Here is a 23,447-nt window from a genome sequence, read left to right as displayed (position 1 = left end):
GGACCAGGCGAAGTTTCACCAGAAAAAGGAATCAGGCTTCTCATGGGCGAACTGGCCAAAGAAATCCTCCCGGTCAATATCGAAGACGAACTGAGACAGTCTTACCTCGACTACGCGATGAGCGTTATTGTCGGGCGAGCGCTGCCCGATGCGCGTGATGGCTTGAAGCCCGTGCATCGTCGCGTTCTGTATGCGATGAGCGAACTGGGCAACGACTGGAACAAGCCGTACAAGAAATCCGCCCGTGTGGTCGGTGACGTGATCGGTAAGTACCACCCGCACGGCGATACCGCCGTGTACGACACCATCGTGCGCATGGCCCAGCCATTCTCGCTGCGCTACCTGCTGGTCGACGGCCAGGGCAACTTCGGTTCGGTGGACGGCGACAACGCCGCGGCCATGCGATACACCGAAGTGCGCATGGCCAAGCTGGCCCACGAGCTGCTGGCCGACCTGCACAAGGAAACCGTCGACTGGGTGCCCAACTACGACGGCACCGAGCAGATCCCGGCGGTCATGCCGACCAAGATCCCCAACCTGCTGGTCAACGGTTCCAGCGGTATCGCCGTGGGCATGGCCACCAACATCCCGCCGCACAACCTGGGCGAGGTGATCGATGGCTGCCTGGCGCTGATCGACAATTCCGACATCACGGTCGATGAACTGATGCAGTTCATCCCGGGGCCGGACTTCCCGACCGCCGGCCTGATCAACGGTCGCCAAGGCATCATCGAGGCCTATCGCACCGGCCGTGGTCGCATCTACATGCGCGCCCGCTCGGAAATCGAAGACATCGACAAGGTCGGTGGCCGCCAGCAGATCGTCGTCACCGAGCTGCCGTACCAGCTGAACAAGGCGCGGCTGATCGAGAAGATCGCCGAGCTGGTCAAAGAGAAGAAGATCGAGGGCATCACCGAGCTGCGCGACGAGTCCGACAAGGACGGCATGCGCATCGTCATCGAGCTGCGTCGCGGCGAGGTGCCGGAGGTGGTGCTCAACAACCTCTACCAGCAGACCCAGCTGCAGAGCGTGTTCGGCATCAACATCGTCGCCCTGATCGACGGTCGCCCGCGCCTGCTGAACCTCAAGGACCTGCTCGAGGCCTTCGTCCGTCACCGCCGTGAAGTGGTGACCCGCCGTACCGTGTTCGAGCTGCGCAAGGCTCGCGAGCGTGGCCATATCCTCGAAGGCCAGGCGGTCGCGCTGTCCAACATCGATCCGGTCATCGCCCTGATCAAGGCTTCGCCGACGCCGTCCGAGGCCAAGGAAGCGCTGATCAGCACCGCCTGGGAATCCAGCGCCGTGCAGGTCATGGTCGAGCGTGCCGGCGCCGAATCCTGCCGTCCTGAAGACCTGCCGGAGCAGTACGGCCTGCGCGAGGGCAAGTACTACCTGTCGCCAGAACAGGCCCAGGCGATCCTCGACCTGCGCCTGCACCGCCTGACCGGCCTGGAGCACGAGAAGCTGCTGGCCGAGTACCAGGAAATCCTCGCCCAGATCGGCGAGCTGATCCGCATCCTCAGCAGCGCCGAGCGCCTGATGGAAGTGATCCGCGAGGAGCTGGAAGCGATCCGCGCCGAATATGGCGATGCCCGTCGCACCGAAATCCTCAATGCCAGCCACGACCTCAACTACGGCGACATGATCCCGGAAGAAGAGCGCGTGGTGACCATTTCCCACGGCGGCTATGCGAAAACCCAGCCGCTGTCCGCCTATCAGGCCCAGCGCCGCGGTGGCAAGGGCAAGTCGGCTACCGGCGTGAAGGACGAGGACTACATCGAGCACCTGCTGGTTGCCAACAGTCATGCGACCCTGCTGCTGTTCTCCAGCAAGGGCAAGGTGTACTGGAAGAAGACCTACGAAATTCCAGAGGCCTCCCGTGCCGCCCGTGGTCGCCCGCTGGTCAACCTGCTGCCGCTGGAAGAAGGTGAGCGCATCACCGCCATGCTGCAGATCGACCTGGAGGCCCTGCAGCAGAGCGCAGGCGCCGACGAAGAGCTGGAGGACGCGGAAGACACCGTGCTCGAAGGCGAAGTGGTCGAGGCCGAGGAGATCGACGAGGAAGACGGCGACACCCCTGAGTGGCTGGCCGAGCCGACTGGCGCCTACATCTTCATGGCCACCGCCTCCGGTACCGTGAAGAAGACCCCGCTGGTGCAGTTCGCCCGTCCGCGCTCCAACGGCCTGATCGCCTTGAAGCTCAAGGAAGGTGACACCCTGATCGCCGCGGCCATCACCGACGGTGCCAAGGAAGTCATGATGTTCTCCGACGCAGGCAAGGTGATTCGCTTCGCCGAGAGCGTGGTTCGCGAAATGGGCCGTAACGCCCGCGGTGTGCGCGGCATGAAGCTGGGCAAGGGCCAGCAGATCATCTCCATGCTGATCCCGGAATCCGGCGCGCAGATCCTTACCGCCTCCGAGCGTGGCTTCGGCAAGCGCACCCCGCTGTCCAAGTTCCCGCGTCGCGGCCGTGGCGGCCAGGGCGTGATCGCCATGGGCACCAAGGGGCGCAACGGCCTGCTGATCGGTGCGATCCAGGTGCAGGAAGGTGAAGAGATCATGCTGATCTCCGACCAGGGCACGCTGGTGCGCACACGGGTCGGTGAAGTGTCCAGCCTGAGCCGCAACACCCAGGGCGTGACCCTGATCAAGCTGGCCAGCGACGAAACCCTGGTCGGCCTGGAGCGTGTCCAGGAGCCATCCGAGGAAGAACTCGACGAACTGCTCGAGACGGACGAGGAGGGCACCCCGCTCGATGCGGTGGACGAGGACAGCGCTGGCGCCGAAGAGGCACCGCAGGAATAAGCGCAGCAACAACCCGAACGGGGCGACCAAGGTCGCCCCGTTTGACTGATTGGAATAGGCAACGCCCGCTTCCTGTAGGAGCGGCCTTGTGTCGCGAAAGGGCTGCACAGCAGCCCCGGCGATTTCTGCTTTCACGCTGAAACCCTGGGGCCGCGCTGCGGCCCTTCGCGACACAAGGCCGCTCCTACAGGGGACGGGCGGGGTCTGTGAGTTACGATTTGTTCTATTTGGCAGAGCGAGAGTGGATGTGAGCAAACGAGCCTTTAACTTCTGCGCAGGCCCTGCCGCGCTTCCCGATGCTGTCCTGCAGCGTGCCCAGGCCGAAATGCTGGATTGGCGTGGCAAGGGGCTGTCGGTGATGGAAATGAGCCATCGCAGCGACGACTACGTGGCCATCGCCGAGAAGGCCGAGCAGGACCTGCGCGACCTGCTGTGCGTCCCCTCCAACTACAAGGTGCTGTTCCTGCAGGGCGGCGCCAGCCAGCAGTTCGCCGAGATCCCGCTGAACCTGCTGCCGGAAAACGGCACCGCCGACTACGTCGAGACCGGCATCTGGTCGAAGAAGGCCATCGAAGAGGCGCGCCGCTATGGCAATGTCAACGTTGCCGCCAGCGCCAAGCCCTACGACTACCTGGCCATCCCGGGCCAGAACGAGTGGCAGCTGACCAGTAACGCCGCTTACGTTCACTACGCCTCCAACGAAACCATCGGCGGCCTGCAGTTCGACTGGGTGCCCGAGACCGGTGACGTGCCGCTGGTGGTGGACATGTCCTCCGACATCCTCTCGCGCCCGATCGACGTGTCGCAGTTCGGCATGATCTACGCCGGCGCGCAGAAGAACATCGGCCCCAGCGGCCTGGTGGTGGTGATCGTCCGTGAAGACCTGCTTGGCCGCGCCCGCAGCAGCTGCCCGACCATGCTCGACTACAAGATCGCGGCCGACAACGGCTCGATGTACAACACCCCGGCCACCTACTCCTGGTACCTCTCGGGCCTGGTGTTCGAGTGGCTCAAGGAGCAGGGCGGCGTCGCGGCCATGGAGCAGCGCAACCGCGCCAAGAAAGACCGGCTGTACGGCTTCATCGACAGCAGCGAGTTCTACACCAACCCGATCAGCCACAACGCCCGTTCGTGGATGAACGTGCCGTTCCGCCTGGCCGACGAGCGCCTGGACAAGGCCTTCCTGGCCGGCGCCGAGGCCCGTGGCCTGCTCAACCTCAAGGGGCACCGCTCGGTTGGTGGCATGCGCGCCTCGATCTATAACGCCTTGGGCCTGGAGGCCGTCGAGGCACTGGTTAACTACATGGAAGTATTCGAAAAGGAGCATGGATGATGTCCGACCAGGAACTCAAGGCGCTGCGCGTGCGCATCGACAGCCTCGACGAGAAGATCCTCGAGCTGATCAGCGAGCGCGCCCGCTGCGCCCAGGAAGTGGCCAAGGTCAAGACGGCGTCGCTGGCCGAAGGCGAAACCCCGGTGTTCTACCGCCCAGAGCGCGAAGCTGCGGTGCTCAAGCGGGTGATGGAACGCAACAATGGCCCGCTGGACAACGAAGAGATGGCGCGGCTGTTCCGCGAAATCATGTCATCCTGCCTGGCGCTGGAGGAGCCCCTGAAAGTGGCGTACCTCGGCCCTGAGGGGACCTTCACCCAGGCCGCGGCCATGAAGCACTTCGGCCACGCCGTGGTCAGCCGCCCGATGGCGGCCATCGACGAGGTGTTCCGCGAGGTGGCGGCCGGTGCCGTCAACTTCGGCGTGGTGCCGGTGGAAAACTCCACCGAGGGCGCGGTCAGCCATACCCTGGACAGCTTCCTCGAGCACGACATGGTGATCTGTGGCGAGGTCGAGCTGCGTATCCACCACCACCTGCTGGTGGGTGAGAACACCAAGACCGACAGCATCACCCGCATCTACTCCCACGCCCAGTCGCTGGCCCAGTGCCGCAAGTGGCTGGATGCCCACTACCCGAACGTCGAGCGCGTGGCGGTATCGAGCAACGCCGAGGCGGCCAAGCGGGTCAAGGGCGAGTGGAACTCGGCGGCTATCGCCGGCGACATGGCGGCCAACCTGTATGGCCTGACCCGCCTGGCCGAGAAGATCGAGGATCGCCCGGACAACTCCACGCGCTTCCTGATGATCGGCAGCCAGGAAGTGCCGCCGACCGGCGACGACAAGACGTCGATCATCGTCTCCATGAGCAACAAGCCGGGCGCGCTGCACGAACTGCTGGTGCCGTTCCACGAGAACGGTATCGACCTGACGCGCATCGAGACCCGTCCGTCGCGCAGCGGCAAGTGGACCTACGTGTTCTTCATCGACTTCGTCGGCCACCACCGCGACCCGCTGATCAAGGCCGTGCTGGAACAGATCAGCCAGGAGGCCGTGGCGCTGAAGGTGCTGGGTTCCTATCCCAAGGCGGTACTTTGATTCGAGATTGCCGGGGCCGCTTCGCGCCCCGTCGCGACACGAGGCCGCTCCCACAGGTATTGTGCAGGCCTTGAAGCTGTACCGGGTCCTGTGGGAGCGGCCTTGCGCCGCGATGGGCTGCAATGCAGCCCCAATGGGTCTCGCAGATTGCCTAGATTTCTGAACAGGGTTTGCACTCGTGGTTGATGCTGTAACAAACAAATCCGCACCGATTGTCGGTCGCCTGGTGGTGGTCGGCCTCGGCCTGATCGGCGGCTCCTTCGCCAAGGGCTTGCGTGAAAGCGGCCTGTGCCGCGAAGTGGTCGGCGTCGACCTGGATGCCGAGTCGCGCAAGCAGGCCGTGGCGCTGGGCGTGGTCGACCGCTGCGAGGCCGACCTGGCCGCCGCCTGTGTCGGTGCCGACGTCATCCAGCTGGCGGTGCCGATCCTGGCCATGGAGAAAGTCCTGGCGCGCCTGGCCCAACTGGACCTGGGCGATGCGGTGATCACCGACGTGGGCAGTGCCAAGGGCAACGTCGTGCGCGCAGCGCGCGAAACGTTCGCCGAGCGCCTGCCGCGCTTTGTGCCAGGGCACCCGATCGCCGGTTCCGAGCAGAGTGGCGTGGAGGCTTCCAACGCCGCGCTGTTCCGTCGGCACAAGGTGATCCTCACGCCGCTGCCGGAAACCGACCCGCAAGCGCTGCTGCTGGTCGACCGTCTCTGGCGCGCCCTGGACGCCGATGTCGAGCACATGCCGGTCGAGCGCCATGACGAAGTCCTGGCCGCCACCAGCCACTTGCCGCATCTGCTGGCCTTTGGCCTGGTCGACTCACTGGCCAAGCGCAATGAAAACCTGGAGATCTTCCGGTACGCTGCGGGGGGCTTTCGCGATTTCACGAGAATCGCCGGCAGCGACCCGATCATGTGGCACGACATCTTCCTCGCCAACCGGGAAGCGGTCCTGCGCACACTCGATACATTTCGCAGCGACCTCGACGCCTTGCGCGACGCGGTCGATGCTGGGGACGGGCACCAACTGCTGGGCGTGTTCACCCGCGCCCGGGTTGCCCGCGAGCATTTCAGTAAAATCCTGGCCCGCCGGGCCTATGTGGACGCTATGAACGCCAACGATCTGATTTTCCTGGCCCAACCGGGTGGCCGCGTGTCCGGACGGATCCGCGTACCGGGCGACAAATCCATTTCCCACCGCTCGATCATGCTCGGCTCGCTGGCCGAGGGTACCACCGAGGTCGAAGGCTTCCTCGAGGGCGAAGATGCCCTGGCCACCCTGCAGGCGTTCCGTGACATGGGCGTGGTCATCGAAGGCCCGCACCATGGGCGCGTGACCATTCATGGCGTGGGCCTGCACGGCCTGAAGCCGCCGCCCGGGCCGCTGTACGTCGGCAACTCCGGCACTTCGATGCGCCTGCTGTCCGGCCTGTTGGCGGCGCAGTCGTTCGACACCACCATGACCGGCGATGCCTCGCTGTCCAAGCGCCCGATGAACCGCGTGGCCAACCCGCTGCGTGAAATGGGCGCGGTGGTCGAGACTGGCCCTGAGGGTCGTCCGCCGCTGACCATTCGTGGCGGCCACAAGCTCAAGGCGCTGAACTACACGCTGCCGATGGCCAGTGCCCAGGTCAAATCCTGCCTGCTGCTGGCTGGCCTGTATGCCGAAGGCACCACCACCGTCACCGAGCCGGCACCGACCCGCGACCATACCGAGCGCATGCTGCGTGGTTTTGGCTACTCGGTCGCCTCCAAGGGGCCGGTCGCCTCGCTGCAGTCCGGTGGCAAGCTCACCGCGACCCGCATCGAAGTGCCGGCGGATATTTCCTCCGCGGCGTTCTTCCTGGTGGCAGCCTCGATCGCCGAGGGCTCCGAGCTGGTGCTCGAGCATGTCGGCATCAACCCGACCCGCACCGGTGTCATCGACATCCTGCGCCTGATGGGTGGCGACATCACCCTGGAAAACCAGCGTGAAGTCGGCGGCGAGCCGGTGGCCGACCTGCGCGTGCGTGGCGCCAGGCTCAAGGGCATCGACATCCCCGAGCACCTGGTGCCGCTGGCCATCGACGAGTTCCCGGTGCTGTTCGTCGCCGCGGCCTGCGCCGAAGGCCGCACCGTGCTGCGCGGTGCCGAAGAGCTGCGGGTCAAGGAATCGGACCGTATCCAGGTCATGGCCGACGGCCTGATCACGTTGGGCGTGAAGTGCGAGCCGACCCCGGACGGCATCATCATCGACGGCGGCCAGATCGGCGGTGGCGAAGTGCACGGTCACGGCGACCATCGCATCGCCATGGCCTTCAGCGTCGCCTCGCTGCGCGCCAGCGCGCCGATCGTCATCCATGACTGCGCCAACGTTGCCACCTCCTTCCCCAACTTCCTGGCCCTGTGCAAGGAAGTCGGCATCCGCGTCGCCGAAGAGGGCAAGCCGTGAATTCGCAAGCACCGGTCATCACCATCGACGGGCCGAGCGGCTCGGGCAAGGGTACCGTTGCCGGGTTGCTGGCCCGCGAGCTGGGCTGGCGCCTGCTCGACTCTGGCGCCCTGTACCGCTTGCTGGCATTCAATGCCAGCAATCATGGCGTCGACCTGACCAACGAAGAGCTGCTCAAGGCCCTGGCCGCTCATCTGGACGTGCAGTTCATTGCCGCCGAGCCGGGCAAGCTGCAGCAGATCATTCTCGAGGGCGAGGATGTCAGCCACGTCATCCGCACCGAGACCGTCGGTGCCGGTGCCTCGATGGTCGCCTCGCTGCCGGCGGTGCGCGAAGCGCTGCTGCAGCGCCAGCGCGCCTTCCGCGAGGCCCCTGGGCTGATCGCCGACGGCCGCGACATGGGCACCGTGGTGTTCCCGGATGCGCCGCTCAAGGTGTTCCTCACCGCCAGTGCCGAGGAGCGTGCCCGTCGCCGTTACCTGCAGTTGAAGGGCAAGGGCGAAGATGTTAGTCTGTCGAGTCTGCTAGATGAGATCCGTGCGCGCGACGAGCGTGACACCCAGCGTGCAGTGGCCCCGCTCAAGCCGGCGGCCGATGCAATCCAGCTGGATTCCACGGAGTTGTCCATCGAGCAGGTGCTGCAACGCATCAGAAGCGAGCTCGCCCTGCGCGACTTGGTCTGATGGAGAGGAGGGCCGGCAGGGGCACCAGTCAACGTCCTGCCAGCGCTTCTTAACTTAACGAAACCCACATTGTCTGGAATGTGGCTATGGGCGTCTTTTTCGCCCGAATCTACAGGAATTAAAATGAGCGAAAGCTTTGCAGAACTCTTTGAAGAAAGCCTGAAAACCCTCAATCTTCAGCCGGGTGCAATCATCACCGGTATCGTTGTCGACATCGACGGCGACTGGGTTACCGTACACGCTGGCCTGAAGTCCGAGGGTGTCATCCCGCTCGAGCAGTTCTACAACGAAACTGGCGAACTGACCATCAAGGTCGGTGACGAAGTTCACGTTGCGCTGGACGCGGTCGAAGACGGCTTCGGCGAAACCAAGCTGTCCCGTGAAAAAGCCAAGCGCGCCGAGTGCTGGATTGTTCTGGAAGCTGCTTTCGCTGCTGAAGAAGTGGTCAAGGGCGTTATCAACGGTAAGGTTAAAGGCGGCTTCACTGTCGACGTTAACGGCATCCGTGCGTTCCTGCCGGGCTCCCTGGTTGATGTCCGCCCAGTGCGCGACACCACCCACCTCGAAGGCAAAGAGCTGGAATTCAAGGTCATCAAGCTGGACCAGAAGCGCAACAACGTTGTCGTTTCCCGTCGCAGCGTCCTGGAAGCCGAAAACAGCGCCGAGCGCGAAGCTCTGCTGGAATCGCTGCAGGAAGGCCAGCAGGTCAAAGGTATCGTCAAGAACCTCACCGACTACGGTGCGTTCGTTGACCTGGGCGGCGTCGATGGTCTGCTGCACATCACCGACATGGCCTGGAAGCGTATCAAGCACCCGTCGGAAATCGTCAACGTTGGTGACGAGATCGACGTCAAGGTCCTGAAGTACGATCGCGAGCGCAACCGCGTTTCGCTGGGTCTGAAGCAACTGGGCGAAGACCCATGGGTTGCTATCAAGGCCCGTTACCCAGAAAGCACCCGCGTCATGGCTCGCGTCACCAACCTGACCGACTATGGCTGCTTCGCTGAGCTGGAAGAAGGCGTTGAAGGCCTGGTGCACGTCTCCGAAATGGACTGGACCAACAAGAACATCCACCCGTCGAAAGTCGTTCAGGTTGGCGACGAAGTGGAAGTCATGGTTCTGGACATCGACGAAGAGCGTCGTCGTATCTCCCTGGGTATCAAGCAGTGCAAATCGAACCCATGGGAAGACTTCTCCGGCCAGTTCAACAAGGGTGACAAGATCACCGGTACCATCAAGTCGATCACCGACTTCGGTATCTTCATCGGCCTGGACGGCGGCATCGACGGTCTGGTTCACCTGTCCGACATCTCCTGGAACGAAGCCGGCGAAGAAGCCGTGCGTCGCTTCAAGAAGGGCGACGAGCTGGAAACCGTCATCCTGTCGGTTGACCCAGAGCGCGAGCGCATCTCCCTGGGCATCAAGCAGCTGGAAGACGATCCGTTCTCCAACTTCGTTGCTGTCAACGACAAGGGCGCTATCGTCAAGGGTATCGTCAAGGAAGTTGACGCCAAGGGCGCTATCGTGACCCTGGCCGACGACATCGAAGCTACTCTGAAAGCTTCCGAAATCAGCCGTGACCGCGTTGAAGACGCCCGTAACGTGCTGAAGGAAGGCGAAGAGATCGAAGCCAAGATCATCAGCGTCGACCGCAAGTCCCGCGTTATCAGCCTGTCCATCAAGTCGAAGGACGATGCTGAAGAGCGCGAAGCCATCCAGAGCCTGAAAAACGCTCCGGAAGCGGCTGCCGATACCACCATGGCTGCGCTGCTGCGCGAAGCAATGGCCAAGCAGAACTGAGTTCTGTTTGATCGGTAAAAAGGGCGACCCTCGGGTCGCCCTTTTTTTGTCCTGGGTTTTTGTCCGGCGTTCTGGGTGTCAGCGTGAGGGGAGGGTTTGCGCGGTGATGGTCGGGTATGGGCTGGCCTCGATGCCAGAGGCGCCTGTCACGGTACGTTCTTGAATTTTTTTATTAAGTCAAGAACCACTCTGTTCAAACGCCTCGGGGCGTGCTACAAACTGATTAAGCAATGATCTAGCTGCTTGATAACGAAGGGAAAAATATGACGAAGTCGGAGCTGATCGAACGTATTGTCACCCATCAGGGGCTGCTCTCGTCCAAGGACGTGGAGTTGGCCATCAAGACCATGCTTGAACAGATGTCGCAATGCCTGGCGACCGGGGATCGCATCGAGATCCGCGGCTTTGGCAGTTTCTCGCTGCACTACCGTGCTCCGCGCGTAGGGCGCAACCCCAAGACGGGTCAGTCTGTCAGCCTCGAAGGCAAGTACGTCCCCCACTTCAAGCCCGGCAAGGAGCTGCGTGACCGGGTCAATGAAGAAGAAGAGCATGAGCCCGGCTGAGTCATTCAAGGAGCGATCCGATGCGTAACCTCAAGCGCGCCCTGGTGGCGCTGTTCGTGCTGCTGTTGGCGGCCGTAGTGCTGTTCTTCGTCCTGGAGAATCAGCAGGCCGTTTCCCTGGTGATGTTTGGCTGGGCGGCTCCGGCTGTACCGGTGGCGGTGCTGGTGCTCGCGGCGCTGGTGCTGGGCCTGGCGGTAGGTCCGCTGTTGGGGGCTTATGGCCTGGTGCGCGGCAAGCGCAAGATCCGCGCCAATGCCCGCAAGGAAGCCTTGGCCGGGCATTAAGGGACGTTTCTCACGCGAGGTGTGGCATTTGCGCGCTGTGTTGGTGGTTGAGGGGGTGACTTAATAAAGCACTCTTTCCCCTGACTCAAGGCTTTGGCGCAATGACCTACCCATTCCTTTCTCATCGCGGCGGCACCCGGGGTGTCACTGGCTCGTGTCACCAGTTGCATCTTGATCCTGCGACCAGTTTATTGATCGACTGCGGCTTGGAGCAGGGCATGGCTGGCGGGGGCGGTTCGGTATCCGCGGCGATTGATTTCGATGTCGCGGGCATTCAGGCGCTCATCATTACGCATGTTCACCTGGATCATGTCGGGCGCATCCCTGCGCTGTTCGCGGCGGGCTTTCGTGGCCCGATCTATTGCAGCGAACCCTCGGCTCGATTGTTGCCGCTGGTGCTTGAGGATGCCTATCGGCTCGCGATCAGCAGCGAGCCTGCCGAGGTTGCCCATTATGTGGCTTTCGTGCAGCAGTGTATCGTCCCGTTGCCCTTCGATCACTGGCAGGTGCTGATCGAGGATCCATCGCTGCGCTGTGCAATACGGTTGCGGCGTGCGGGGCACCTGCTTGGCTCTGCCTACGTCGAATGTGATGTGACGAGCGCAGGGCAGCCTGTGCGCATCGTGTTCTCCGGTGATCTCGGGGCGGCGGATAACCCCTTGCTACGCCCAGTGGTGCCGCCGGAGCGCGCCGACCTGCTGGTGCTGGAGAGCACTTATGGCGACCGTCTGCATGCCGATCGCAGCCAGCGTCGTCAGCGGCTCGAGCAGGTCATCGAGCGTGCCCTTGCCGACGAGGGGACGATTTTGATTCCCGCGTTCAGCCTGGGGCGTACCCAGGAGCTGTTGTGCGAGATCGAAGATATTCTTCATCACAAGGCCTTGCTGAACCAGCCGGCCGGCAAGGCGCGAGGCGATTTCCCCGAGTGGTCGCAGTTGCCCATCATCCTCGATTCGCCATTGGCCAGGCGTATTACCGACGCTTATCGGGACCTGCATCAATACTGGCGCCAGGAGGCCAGGGATCGGGTGGCCCAGGGGCGCGATCCGCTGGGCTTTCGCCAGTTGGTCAGCATCGATACCCATGCTCGCCACCAGCAGGTGGTGAACTATCTGAAGAGTACCGGGCGACCGGCTATCGTGATTGCCGGCAATGGCATGTGCTCCGGTGGGCGAATCGTCAATTATCTCAAGGCGATGCTCGGTGATCCGCGGCATGAGGTGCTGTTCGTGGGTTATCAGGCCAAGGGCACGCCGGGTGCGGTGATCCAGGCCAGTGAAGGGGCCGAAGGCTTTGTCCAGATCGACCTGGATGGGCGGATGTATGACATTCGGGCGAAGGTGGTAACGCTTGCGGGGTATTCGGGGCATGCGGACCAAGAGGGGTTGGTCAGGTTTGCGCTGTGTCGCGAGCAGCCGGCGAGGCGGGTGGTGCTGGTGCATGGCGAGCAAGGGGCCAAGCTGGCCTTGGCCGGAGTGCTGGAGCGACGGGCGCAAGGCTCGGGGATGGTGGTGTCGATTGGCTAGTGGGCTGTGCACAGCATTCGGGGGCGGCCGTTTCGCGCGTGTCGGCAAGCACAGTTCGGCCTAATTGTGCTTAAATAGCGCCCTTTCGAATGGCGCATTTCACGTTCCGGGCTGAGTGTTCTGGCTAGGTGCGGTGAAGGGCCAGTTCCGCATGGTTGAAGCGCTGCAGTGCAGGTCAAGCCCGATGATCGGCGGCTCGGATGAGCGCTGATGTTGGTTTGAATGTGCTGTAGCCACTCACAGTAATAGGCTGCTCATGAAATTAACTCAGTTGTCCATTCCCGATGTCGTATTGATCGAGCCCGTGGTGTACGCCGATGATCGGGGGTGGTTCATGGAGTCTTTCAATGAGCCGCGCTTTCATGCAGAACTTGGCAAGTTAGGTTTGCCTGTTCCGCGGCCTTTTGTCCAAGGTAACCATTCTGTCTCGAGAAAAGGTGTCCTTCGAGGCTTGCATTTTCAGCATGGGCCCCATGCCCAGGGCAAGCTGGTGAGGGTGACTCAGGGTGCGGCGTTCGACGTTGCTGTCGACATCCGCCCCGGATCGCCAACCGCAGGGCAGTGGGTGGGTGTAGAGCTCAATGCCCGAAATAACCACATGTTGTGGATTCCCGAAGGGTTTGCTCATGGCTTTGTGGCGCTGGAGGACAATACGCATTTCCTTTATCAGACCACCGATGTCTACCACAAGGAAAGCGAGGGCAGTATCCGTTGGGATGATCGGGACCTGGCGATTGACTGGCCTGTTCACAAAGGTCTGACGGTCAGTGAAAAGGATCAGCAGGCGCCGAGCTATGCACAGCTCATGAGCGTACTGGGCACACCGTCGCTTCCGCCACATTCCGAGTTGCTCCAGTTTGTTAGGAAAGGCGATGAGCGTGGTTCACTGGTTGCGTTGCAGGGGCACGACAACGTGCCCTTTGGCATCCAGCGTGCCTATTATCTAACCGATACCAAGCCAGGCGTATCGCGAGGGTTCCATGCCCATCATCAGTTGAAGCAATTGGCGGTATGTGTGTCAGGCCGTTGTCGTATGCTGATGGATGACGGGGTCACTCGGACGGAACACTGGCTGGATGCCGCCGACAAAGGTATCTATATCCCACCCATGGTCTGGCATGAAATGCATGATTTCAGCGTCGACTGCGTGCTGCTTGTGCTTGCGGATTCCTATTACGATGAAAATGATTACATTCGCGATTATGCGCACTTCAAGGCGTTAGTTCAGAAGGTCTGACTTTTTAAGGCGTGGCGCGGTTCGTGAAACAATCGTTTATTGCTTTCTGTTTGCGGAGTGCTCCAACTGCGTTGTGCAGACGCTGAGATTTTTTGCACTCAGCCACTCCCTGAGTAAACAGTAGCTCAAATATGGTTTTAATGCGTGTCATGCAAATGCTCGCCACCAAGGTAAGTTTAATATGATTAAGTTTCTCGATCTCCATGCGATCAACGCTCAGTACCGAGAGGCCCTGATCAAGGCATGCACCGATGTTATCGATTCCGGTTGGTACATCATGGGTGAGCAGCTGGCCCAATTCGAGTCGGCATTCGCCCAGCACTGTGGCACGACGCACTGCATAGGCGTGGCCAACGGCCTGGATGCCCTGAGTCTGACCCTGCGTGCCTGGAAGGTGATGGGCAAGCTGTCGGCGGGGGATGAAGTGCTGGTGCCGGCCAACACCTATATCGCCAGTATCCTGGCAATTACCGAGAATGATCTGGTTCCGGTGTTGGTCGAGCCGGATGAGCGCAGTCTCAATATCGATATCGATGGCCTGCGCAAGTGTTTGACGCCACGAACCCGTGTGATTTTGCCGGTTCACCTCTATGGTCGCCTGGTTGATATGGCGCCGATCATGCGGTTCGCGCAGGAGCACAGCCTGCTGGTACTGGAGGACTCTGCCCAATCCCATGGTGCCCAGTTGCAGGGGCGACGTTCGGGGGCCTGGGGTGATGCTTCCGGGTTCAGCTTCTATCCAGGCAAGAACTTCGGCGCCTTGGGTGATGCTGGTGCGGTGACCACCAATGACGAAGCGCTCGCCACGACCTTGAAGGCGTTGCGCAACTATGGTTCGCACGCCAAGTATCAGAATATCCATCAAGGCGTGAACAGCCGCCTGGATGAGATGCAGGCCGCGATGCTGCGGGTCAAGCTGCCTTACCTGGACAAAGAGACCGAGCAGCGACAAGCGGTTGCCCAGCGCTATCTTTCAGGTATTGATAACGCCCATATCCTCCTGCCGGACGCAGGTCAGCCCGGACAGCATGTCTGGCATCTTTTCGTGGTGCGCACAGCCCAACGCGCGGCGCTGCAAGAGCACCTGGCCAAGCAGGGCGTCCAGACTTTGATCCACTACCCGATTCCGCCGCATCGGCAAGCGGCCTACCCGCAACTCAACGCCTTGTCGTTTGAGCTCACCGAGCGTTTGCATGAAGAGGTGTTGAGCCTGCCGATGGGGCCGACGCTTACCGAGCAGGAGGTTGAGCGAGTCATTGCGGCCTGCAATGCGTTCCAGCCGTTGGTAGCTGGCTGATGTCGCTGGTCCGGACCAGTCTGCTGAACGCCATCGCCGTATTGGTGAAGACGCTCAGTATGTTCGTCTTGAACAAAGTACTGGCGGTGTACGTTGGGCCTTCCGGCTACGCCGCGATCGGCCAGTTGCAGAATGCGCTGACGATGATCACCACGCTGTCGAGCGGGGCGGTCAATACCGGCGTTACCAAATACACGGCAGAGTACGCCGACGACCCGCAGCGGCAGGCGAAGGTCTGGCAGTCGGCCACGGCATTGGCTGCGGCGGGCTCTTTGTTTACCGCGTTGCTGGTGGGAGTGTTCAGCCGGCAATTGGCGGCGTATTTTCTGCACGATGAGGGCTTCTACGGTGTGTTCATCGCCGTGGCCTGTTCGCTGCTGTTCTTCACCCTCAATGCGCTTTTGCTGGCCATTCTCAATGGCCGCAAGGAGGTGGGGCGTTATGTCATCGCTAATATCGCCGGTAGTTTGGTTTCGCTGCTGCTGACCGGTTGGCTGGCGTTTCAGTTCGGCTTATATGGAGCGTTGTTGTCCATCGGTATTGGCCAGGCGGTGATTTTCTTCGCCACTGTCCTTGTCTGCAGTAGGGCGTCCTGGTTCAAGGTGCACCTGCTGTTCGGTCGCTGGCAGCCGGCAATCCTGCTCGACTTGTCCAAGTTCGCGGCCATGGCCGTGACCACGGCAATCTGTCTTCCGGTTGCCCAGGTGTTGATTCGAAACCATCTGATCCAGCGTTTTGGCATCGATGCGGCCGGTTACTGGGAGGCCATGTGGCGCTTGAGCAGTGCCTACCTGATGATCGTCACCATGACCCTGAGCGTCTATTACCTGCCGCGCTTGTCGGAGTTGAAGGGCGCGCGGGCGATCTTCGGTGAGATCCGCAGCGGTTATGCGCTGATCCTGCCTGTGGCGGCAGTGGGGTCTTTGGTTGTCTATTTACTGCGCGATTTCATCATCCATTTGCTGTTCACGCCAGACTTCCTGCCGATGCGTGAGTTGTTCGCCTGGCAGTTGCTGGGCGATGTATTGAAAATTGGCAGTTGGCTTTTCGCTTTCGTCATGCTGGGCAAGGCGATGTTCAAGCTTTATATCGTCAGCGAGATTGTTTTCGCTGCACTTTTTTACGGACTGACCGTCTGGTTTACGGGTAGTGATGGCTTGCAGGGGGTAGTCAAGGCCTATGCATTGAACTACCTGATCTACTGGGTCTTCATGGTGGTGAGCGTCGCATTCGTGCTCAGGGCCTCGCACCGAACGAAACCTGTTGACGGTCAGGCCTGAGTATTGGAACGCATCATGAAAGTAGCGATACCTGTATTGGGCTTTTCGGCCGCCGGTGGTATGCGGGTGTTGTCCCGCTTGGCCGATGATTTTCTTGCGCAAGGGCACGAGGTGGTGTTTTTCGCCTCGCAGGCTATCAACGAGCCTTATTACCCGACCCGGGCGAAGATCGAGACATACCGCAGTCCATGCCCCAAGGTGCCGGTGTTGCGTGGGTTGTTCAATCTGCTGGGCATGTTCTATTTCGTGCTGCGCAATCGTCGGCGCTTCGACGTGTTCCTGGCCAATTTCTGCCTGACAGCCTTTCCTGTCTGGTTGGGAGCCCTGGGCACCGGCAGGGCCTGGTATTACATCCAGGCCTACGAGCCGGAGTTTTTCCCAGGGCGCACGCCAGGGGCGTTGATTTCGCGGGCGCTTGCCGGGCTCAGTTATTTCCTGCCTGTGCACAAGGTGGTCAACGGTGCGATCTACCGCAACTACAAGTTGCTCAAGGCCGAACGCGTCGTCGAGCCTGGTATTGATCTTGCGGTGTATGTGCATCAGCCGCGTCAAGCTGCCGAGGATGAAATTGTAGTCGGTTGCATTGGGCGCAAGCTCGCCTGGAAGGGCACCCGGGAAATCATCGATGCGGTGCAGCACGTGCGGCAGGCGACGGGTCGCAATCTGGTGCTGGATATCGCGTTCGAACTGCCTGACGGGATCGATCTGGCGCGGCATGGGTTCGTGCGGCTTTCCCAGCCCCATGGTGACCAGGCATTGGCGTCGTTCTATCGGCAGGCCGATGTCTTTGTTGCCACAGGGCTGTTGCAGGATGGTGGCTTTCATTACCCATGCCTTGAAGCCATGGCCAGCGGTTGTGTGGTGATTTCCAATTACGGCCCGGCGCGTGAAGGCGCTGCGATCTGCGTGCAGCAGGTGAATACCGATGTCATCGTCGCGGGCCTCGAGCGTTACCTCGATATGCAGCCAACCCAGCGACAGGCGATGAGGGCGCGCGCCGCCGAAGTGGTCGTCGAATACGACTGGGCCCGGATCTCGCGGAAAATGCTCGCTTATTTTGCTGAGGCGGCCTGACATGAGTATGGTGCAACTAGTCAGCGAACCGTGTGACCAAGCCGCCGTCCGCGGTGTTGGCGCTGTCGTGGTGCTGTATCGACCTGATCTTGGCCTGTTGAAACGGCTTATCACGAGTGTGGTTGGGCAGGTCGAAGTGGTGTATGTCATCGACAACACCCCGGGCGGGCGACGCGACGATTACGGCGTGCTCCTGGACGCCCCCGGCGTTATCTACCACCCCTTGAACGACAACCTCGGGATCGCCACTGCCCATAATCGTGGCATCGACTTGGCCAGGCATGACGGCTTGAGCCATGTGTTGCTGATGGACCAGGACAGCGAACTCGAGCCTGAAACCGTGTCGCGGCTTTTGCAGCATGAGGCGCGCCTGCTTGAGGCCGGTAGCGCAGTTGCAGCAGTCGGGCCGGTTTTCGTCGATGACAAGACGGGCGAACCGGCCCCGGCCATCGTACCTGGCTTGTTTGGCCCCCGTAAGGCGCCAATCGAGCTTGCGGGGGAGGCGCCGGTACGTTCCACCTATATCATCGCCTCGGGTTCGCTGATCCGCCTGTCGGTGCTCGAACGCATTGGCGGCATGCAGGACAACCTGTTCATCGACTTCGTCGATATCGAATGGGGCGAGCGGGCCGCGCTGGCAGGCTATGGGTGCTACCTTGTCCCGTCGGTGACGATGAAGCACAGTATCGGCGATGAGTTCGTCACCTTGTTGGGACGGCGCGTGTTGCTGCATTCGGACTTCAGGAACTACTTCATCGTGCGCAACGCCGTGTTCCTGGCTTTGTGGAGTTCGCTCTCGGTCGCGACAAGGCTGCAACTGGTATTCAAGGTTCCTTACTACCTGTGTTGCTATTCGTGGTATTCAGCCAAGCCTGGTGCGGCCCTGCGTCTTTTGCTCGGCGCGGTGGGGGACGGGGTTCGAAAACGCATGGGTAAAGGGCGTTTTCAGTGATGCCGAATATGGCGGCTGTCATGGTCACTGCGGCCTGGCTCTGCAGATAAGTCATTCCAAGTGTTGTGGATAGGTAATTTTGAACCGACTGCTAGAAGGGGCTCCTGAACGGGGGCGTGAATCGCAATGACACCGAGATGTCTAGTCTTGCTCGCCGCCTATAATGGCCGGGCATTCATCGAGGAACAGGTGCGCTCCATCCTCGGCCAGCGCGGCGTGTCAGTGACCCTGCTGATCAGTGTCGATTGCTCCAGCGATGGCACCGAAGCCTGGGTCGACGAGCTCGCGCGGAGCGAGCCGCGCGTCAAGGTGCTGCCTCACGGCCTGCGCTTTGGTGGCGCGGCCCCGAATTTCTTCAGGTTGATCGAGGCTGCGGCAGCAGACGATCATGATTTCTTTGCCTTGGCCGACCAGGATGATATCTGGCTTGATGGCAAGCTGGCCCGCGGCTGCGAGGTCTTGAAGCAACAGCCCGTTCACGGTTTTTCATCGGACGTTCTGGCGTTCTGGCCTGATGGCCGCGAGCGGATTGTCAGGAAGTCGCAGCCGCAAGTCGCCCACGACCATTTATTCGAGGCAGCCGGGCCTGGCTGTACTTACATACTTGATCGCGACCTGATGAAAGCGTTGCAGCTGAACCTGCGCAGCCAAGGCGCAGACTTGCAGCGGGTCAGCCTGCATGACTGGTACATCTATGCCTTCGCCAGGGCAAATGGCTTTCGCTGGCATATAGATGACCAGGCACTCATGCGCTACCGGCAACATGCCAACAACCAAGTCGGCGTCAACAGCGGAATCAGCGCTTACAAGGCGCGCCTGGCCAAGGTGCTCAATGGCTGGTGGTTGGGGCAGTCACGTCTGATTGCCCAGCTGGTCGGGCTGGCTGACGATCCTTTCGTCAGGCAATGGCGGCGCTTGGATCGCGGCGCGTTGTTGAGGCTGGCGTGCAAGGGAAGGCAGTGCAGGCGCCGGCCCAGGGACCAGCTGTCTTTTGCGCTGTTTTGCCTGGCGCTGGCGATGGTTGGGGCGGGCAAATGAGCACAGGGCTTCTGATCACTGGTGCTACTGGCTTTATTGGTAGTGCTCTCATGCGTCGGCTGCAGCACGAAGGCAAAGCACCGCTGCGGGCGCTGGTACGGCGCGTCCCCGATGGCCAGCATCCGGGTATCGATTACTGTCTTATCGATGACCTGTGCGCGATTCCCTCGGAACAGGCAGTGTTCGCTGGCATCGATACCGTCATCCATCTCGCCTCGCGGGTACATGTGATGAACGAGAACTCCCAGGATCCCCTGGCGGCGTTTCGCAAAGTCAATGTCGAGGGCACTCTCAACCTTGCCCGCGCGGCAGCACGGGCCGGGGTGAAGCGGTTCGTCTTCGTCAGTTCCGTCAAGGTCAATGGGGAAACCACCGATGGCCGCGGGCCGTTCACCGCCGATGAGCAGCCCGCTGCGCAGGACCCTTATGGCATCTCCAAGCACGAGGCCGAAGCGGCGTTGCGCCAACTGGCCGGTGACGCCTCGCTGGAAGTGGTCATCGTGCGCCCGCCGTTGGTGTACGGCCCAGGGGTCAAAGCCAATTTCCGCAGCATGCTCGGCTGGCTTGGCAAGGGTGTGCCGCTGCCCTTTGGCGCTATCCACAATGCGCGCAGCCTGGTGGCGCTGGACAACCTGGTCGACCTGTTGGTGACCTGCGCCGATCACCCAGCCGCCGCTAACCAGACCTTCCTGGTCAGCGACGGGCAAGACCTTTCCACGACCCAGTTGCTGACGGGCCTTGGTGTGGCGCTGGGCAAGCCCGCACGGTTGCTGCCGGTGCCGGCGGCCTGGCTGCGTGGTGCTGCCATCTTGCTCGGCAAGGGCGCACTGGCTCAGCGTCTGTGCGGCTCGCTGCAGGTGGATATCGGCAAGACCCGCGAGCTGTTGGGCTGGGCGCCACCGGTCAGCGTCGAACAGGCATTCAAGGCGACGGCCGAACACTTTTTGAAAGAGCGTGAACAATGACAGGATGGTGGTTGCTTCCCTTGGCTCTCGGGGCCTCTCTGCTACTGACAGCGGTTCTGCGTCGTTACGCCTTGAGCCGGCAGATCATCGATGTACCCAATGCCCGCAGTTCGCACACGGTTCCCACGCCTCGCGGCGGTGGTGTGGCGATCGTGGTGACCTTCCTTGCATGCCTGCCGGTATTGGGCGTGCTCGGTTGGGTGCCGCTTGCCGTGCTGATGGGTATCGGTGGGGCTGGCGCGGTGGTGGCGGTAATCGGTTTTATGGACGACCATGGCCATATCGCTGCGCGTTGGCGCCTGCTGGGGCATTTCGCCGCCGCAGCCTGGATGCTGTTCTGGCTCGATGGGCTGGCCCCCCTGGCGTTCGCGGGCTTGCACCTGGACTTGCAGTGGTTCGGTTACCTCCTGGCAGCGTTGTATAGCGTGTGGATGCTTAACCTCTACAATTTCATGGACGGTATCGATGGCATCGCCAGCCTGGAGGCCATCAGCGTCGGCGTCGGCATGGCCGTGATCGCCATGCTGGTCGGCACGCCCGAGCTTATGACCTTGCCCCTGTTGCTGGCAGCGGCCACGGCGGGTTTCCTGTTCTGGAACTTCCCGCCGGCGAAGATTTTCATGGGCGATGCCGGCAGTGGTTTTCTTGGTATCGTTCTGGCGGGCCTGTCGCTGCAGGCGGCCTGGCACTCGCCGCAGCTGTTCTGGTGCTGGCTGATCTTGCTGGGCGTGTTCGTGGTCGACGCCACGTTCACCCTGTTGCGTCGCTTGTTGCGCGGCGACAAGGTATACGAAGCCCACCGTAGCCACGGCTACCAGTTCGCTTCGCGTCACTATGGGCGGCACTTGCCCGTGACGCTGGCGGTGACGGCGATCAATGTAGGCTGGCTGCTGCCGGTGGCATTGTGCGTGGCACTGTTGGGCCTCGATGGTGCGTTGGGCGTGGTGATTGCCTACCTGCCGCTGGTGTTGTTGGCTGCGCGTTGGCGCGCCGGTGCGCTCGAGCATCCGGCCAAGTGAGATGAATAGGGAATGGTTTAGTGTCGGACAACGCTTGCAGGGGTTTTATGGATAAGCTGCGCGCTCGATTACTGGGATTGTCACGGCGGCACAAGCGTCTGCTGCAGGTTGCGGCGGATGTGGTGCTGGTGTGGGTCGCGCTGTGGCTGGCATTCCTGGTGCGGCTGGGTATCGATGATGTGATCGACCCGCTGCGTGATCACTCATGGCTGTTCATCTGCGCGCCGCTGGTGGCCATTCCGTTGTTCATCCGGGTCGGCATGTACCGCGCGGTACTGCGTTATTTCGGTAATGACGCATTGATCACCATCATCAAGGCGGTCACGCTGTCGGCGCTGGTATTGGGGCTGCTCATCTATTGGGTGGGCAACAAAGAGAATGTGGTGCCCCGCTCGATCACCTTCAACTATTGGTGGCTGAGCATGATCATGCTCGGCGGGTTGCGCTTGCTGATGCGCCAATACTTCCTGGGCGACTGGTTCAACAGCGCAGCTACGCAGGGAAGGCGCGCCAGCCAGGGCGAGGCGTCCACGCGGGTCGCCATCTATGGCGCAGGCGCGGCAGGTAACCAGCTGATGGCCGCCCTGCGGATGGGCAAGGCCATGCGCCCGGTAGCATTCATCGATGACGATGCCAGCCTGACCAATCGGATGATCGCAGGGTTGCAGGTCTATGCTCCCAAGAATCTGCAGCGCATGATCGACGCCACTGGCGCCGAGGAAATCCTCCTGGCGCTGCCTTCGGTAAGCCGCAGTCGGCGCCGCGAAATTCTCAACCTGCTTGAAGGCTATCCGCTGCATGTGCGCAGTGTGCCAGGGTTCATGGACCTGGCGAGCGGCAGAGTCAAGGTGGATGATATCCAGGAAGTGGATATCGCCGATTTGCTAGGGCGCGATGCCGTGCCCGCCCAGCAGGATTTGCTGGCGCGCTGCATTGCCGGGAACACGGTCATGGTGACCGGCGCCGGTGGCTCGATCGGCTCGGAGCTGTGCCGGCAGATCGTCGGCCAGCGCCCACGCACGTTGCTGTTGTACGAACACAGTGAATTCAACCTGTACAGCATCGCCAAGGAACTGGAAGAGCGCATTGGCCAGGACCAGCTTGGCGTGCAGCTGCTGCCGATCCTGGGTTCGGTGCGTGACCAGCGCAAGCTGCTAGACATCATGCAGGCCTGGAAGGTGGATACCGTCTATCACGCCGCGGCCTACAAGCACGTGCCCATGGTCGAGCACAACATTGCCGAAGGGGTGCAGAACAACGTCATCGGCACGCTCTATACGGCCCAGGCTGCGCTGCAGGCCCAGGTGGCCAACTTCGTGTTGATTTCCACCGACAAGGCCGTGCGTCCGACCAACGTCATGGGCAGCACCAAGCGCCTGGCCGAAATGGTACTGCAGGCCTTGAGCAACGAGCGTGCGCCGACGCTCATGGGCGATGTCGGCAATGTGGCCCAAGTCAACAAGACCCGTTTCACCATGGTGCGGTTCGGCAATGTGCTCGGCTCGTCCGGCTCGGTGATTCCGTTGTTCCATGCGCAGATCAAGGCCGGCGGGCCCTTGACCGTGACTCATCCGAAGATCACCCGTTACTTCATGACCATTCCCGAGGCGGCGCAGCTGGTGATCCAGGCGGGTTCCATGGGGCAGGGCGGCGACGTGTTCGTGCTGGACATGGGCGAGCCGGTGAAAATTGTAGAGCTGGCGGAAAAGATGATTCATCTGTCCGGCTTGAGCGTGCGCTCCGAGCGTAACCCGCATGGGGATATCGCCATCGAGTTCAGCGGTTTACGGCCTGGCGAGAAGCTCTATGAAGAGCTGCTGATCGGAGACAATGTGCTGGGCACCCGGCATCCGATGATCATGAGCGCCAACGAGGATTGCCTGCCTTGGGAGGTGCTCAAGCGTCGCCTTGAGGCATTGCTGGCTGCTATCGCCACTGATGAGTATCCCGCAGTCCGACAGCTGCTCAGGGATACCGTGAGCGGTTATACCCCTACTGAAGAGATTGTCGACTGGTTGTACCAGCGTCGGCGCCATGAATTGTAGTGCCTGGCAGCAGAGTGTGATTAAAAACGCGAC

The 23,447-nt window shown here is 61.5% G+C and carries 18 protein-coding genes and 1 pseudogene; all 19 read left to right on the top strand.

Annotated elements, in window-relative coordinates:
- The first annotated feature begins 42 nt into the window (after positions 1 to 42).
- Positions 43 to 2,805 (top strand): DNA gyrase subunit A, encoded by a 2,763-nt coding sequence (gene gyrA / locus NJG22_RS03030; RefSeq protein ID WP_253092436.1) that lies wholly within the window; start codon positions 43 to 45, stop codon positions 2,803 to 2,805.
- A 247-nt stretch (positions 2,806 to 3,052) separates the two neighbouring features.
- On the top strand, positions 3,053 to 4,138 hold the full coding sequence (serC, locus tag NJG22_RS03025; RefSeq protein ID WP_253092434.1) for a 3-phosphoserine/phosphohydroxythreonine transaminase: 1,086 nt from the start codon (positions 3,053 to 3,055) through the stop codon (positions 4,136 to 4,138).
- Positions 4,138 to 5,232, top strand: coding sequence for a prephenate dehydratase (gene pheA / locus NJG22_RS03020; RefSeq protein WP_253092432.1), 1,095 nt, complete (start codon positions 4,138 to 4,140; stop codon positions 5,230 to 5,232). Before serC ends, pheA begins: the two co-directional genes overlap by 1 nt.
- A gap of 178 nt (positions 5,233 to 5,410) precedes the next feature.
- Positions 5,411 to 7,651: a bifunctional prephenate dehydrogenase/3-phosphoshikimate 1-carboxyvinyltransferase gene (locus tag NJG22_RS03015; protein ID WP_253092430.1), complete on the top strand. Its 2,241-nt coding sequence runs from the start codon at positions 5,411 to 5,413 to the stop codon at positions 7,649 to 7,651.
- A complete protein-coding gene (cmk, locus tag NJG22_RS03010; RefSeq protein ID WP_166884051.1) occupies positions 7,648 to 8,334 on the top strand; it encodes a (d)CMP kinase in 687 nt (228 codons plus the stop codon). Before NJG22_RS03015 ends, cmk begins: the two co-directional genes overlap by 4 nt.
- Positions 8,335 to 8,457: 123 nt before the next feature.
- On the top strand, positions 8,458 to 10,134 hold the full coding sequence (gene rpsA, locus NJG22_RS03005; protein ID WP_217853485.1) for a 30S ribosomal protein S1: 1,677 nt from the start codon (positions 8,458 to 8,460) through the stop codon (positions 10,132 to 10,134).
- Positions 10,135 to 10,397: 263 nt separating this feature from the next.
- Positions 10,398 to 10,697, top strand: coding sequence for an integration host factor subunit beta (ihfB, locus tag NJG22_RS03000; protein ID WP_134689244.1), 300 nt, complete (start codon positions 10,398 to 10,400; stop codon positions 10,695 to 10,697).
- 20 nt (positions 10,698 to 10,717) lie between these two features.
- A complete protein-coding gene (locus NJG22_RS02995; RefSeq protein WP_253092429.1) occupies positions 10,718 to 10,981 on the top strand; it encodes a lipopolysaccharide assembly protein LapA domain-containing protein in 264 nt (87 codons plus the stop codon).
- 101 nt (positions 10,982 to 11,082) lie between these two features.
- The gene (locus NJG22_RS02990) at positions 11,083 to 12,507 is read left to right on the top strand and encodes an MBL fold metallo-hydrolase (RefSeq protein ID WP_253092427.1); all 1,425 of its coding nucleotides are present in this window, start codon (positions 11,083 to 11,085) and stop codon (positions 12,505 to 12,507) included.
- A gap of 256 nt (positions 12,508 to 12,763) precedes the next feature.
- Positions 12,764 to 13,306: pseudogene (gene rfbC / locus NJG22_RS02985) on the top strand (dTDP-4-dehydrorhamnose 3,5-epimerase); the annotation flags it as partial.
- 6 nt (positions 13,307 to 13,312) lie between these two features.
- Positions 13,313 to 13,744 (top strand): FdtA/QdtA family cupin domain-containing protein, encoded by a 432-nt coding sequence (locus tag NJG22_RS02980; protein ID WP_253092626.1) that lies wholly within the window; start codon positions 13,313 to 13,315, stop codon positions 13,742 to 13,744.
- A gap of 181 nt (positions 13,745 to 13,925) precedes the next feature.
- On the top strand, positions 13,926 to 15,041 hold the full coding sequence (locus tag NJG22_RS02975) for a DegT/DnrJ/EryC1/StrS family aminotransferase (RefSeq protein WP_253092425.1): 1,116 nt from the start codon (positions 13,926 to 13,928) through the stop codon (positions 15,039 to 15,041).
- The gene (locus NJG22_RS02970; RefSeq protein ID WP_253092423.1) at positions 15,041 to 16,321 is read left to right on the top strand and encodes an O-antigen translocase; all 1,281 of its coding nucleotides are present in this window, start codon (positions 15,041 to 15,043) and stop codon (positions 16,319 to 16,321) included. Before NJG22_RS02975 ends, NJG22_RS02970 begins: the two co-directional genes overlap by 1 nt.
- Before the next feature lie 15 nt (positions 16,322 to 16,336).
- Complete coding sequence (locus NJG22_RS02965; RefSeq protein WP_253092421.1) at positions 16,337 to 17,395, top strand: glycosyltransferase family 4 protein; 1,059 nt, start codon at positions 16,337 to 16,339, stop codon at positions 17,393 to 17,395.
- A 1-nt stretch (position 17,396) separates the two neighbouring features.
- Positions 17,397 to 18,347 (top strand): glycosyltransferase family 2 protein, encoded by a 951-nt coding sequence (locus NJG22_RS02960; protein WP_253092419.1) that lies wholly within the window; start codon positions 17,397 to 17,399, stop codon positions 18,345 to 18,347.
- 126 nt (positions 18,348 to 18,473) lie between these two features.
- Positions 18,474 to 19,385, top strand: coding sequence for a glycosyltransferase (locus NJG22_RS02955; protein ID WP_253092417.1), 912 nt, complete (start codon positions 18,474 to 18,476; stop codon positions 19,383 to 19,385).
- Complete coding sequence (locus NJG22_RS02950; protein ID WP_253092415.1) at positions 19,382 to 20,350, top strand: SDR family oxidoreductase; 969 nt, start codon at positions 19,382 to 19,384, stop codon at positions 20,348 to 20,350. Before NJG22_RS02955 ends, NJG22_RS02950 begins: the two co-directional genes overlap by 4 nt.
- The gene (locus tag NJG22_RS02945) at positions 20,347 to 21,369 is read left to right on the top strand and encodes a glycosyltransferase family 4 protein (RefSeq protein WP_253092413.1); all 1,023 of its coding nucleotides are present in this window, start codon (positions 20,347 to 20,349) and stop codon (positions 21,367 to 21,369) included. Before NJG22_RS02950 ends, NJG22_RS02945 begins: the two co-directional genes overlap by 4 nt.
- A gap of 47 nt (positions 21,370 to 21,416) precedes the next feature.
- A complete protein-coding gene (locus tag NJG22_RS02940; protein ID WP_253092411.1) occupies positions 21,417 to 23,414 on the top strand; it encodes a nucleoside-diphosphate sugar epimerase/dehydratase in 1,998 nt (665 codons plus the stop codon).
- Positions 23,415 to 23,447: the final 33 nt, after the last annotated feature.

This window comes from Pseudomonas sp. VA159-2 (assembly GCF_024126635.1).
Taxonomy (GTDB): Bacteria; Pseudomonadota; Gammaproteobacteria; order Pseudomonadales; family Pseudomonadaceae; genus Aquipseudomonas; species Aquipseudomonas muyukensis.
This window is presented reverse-complemented; position numbering and strand designations above follow the sequence as displayed.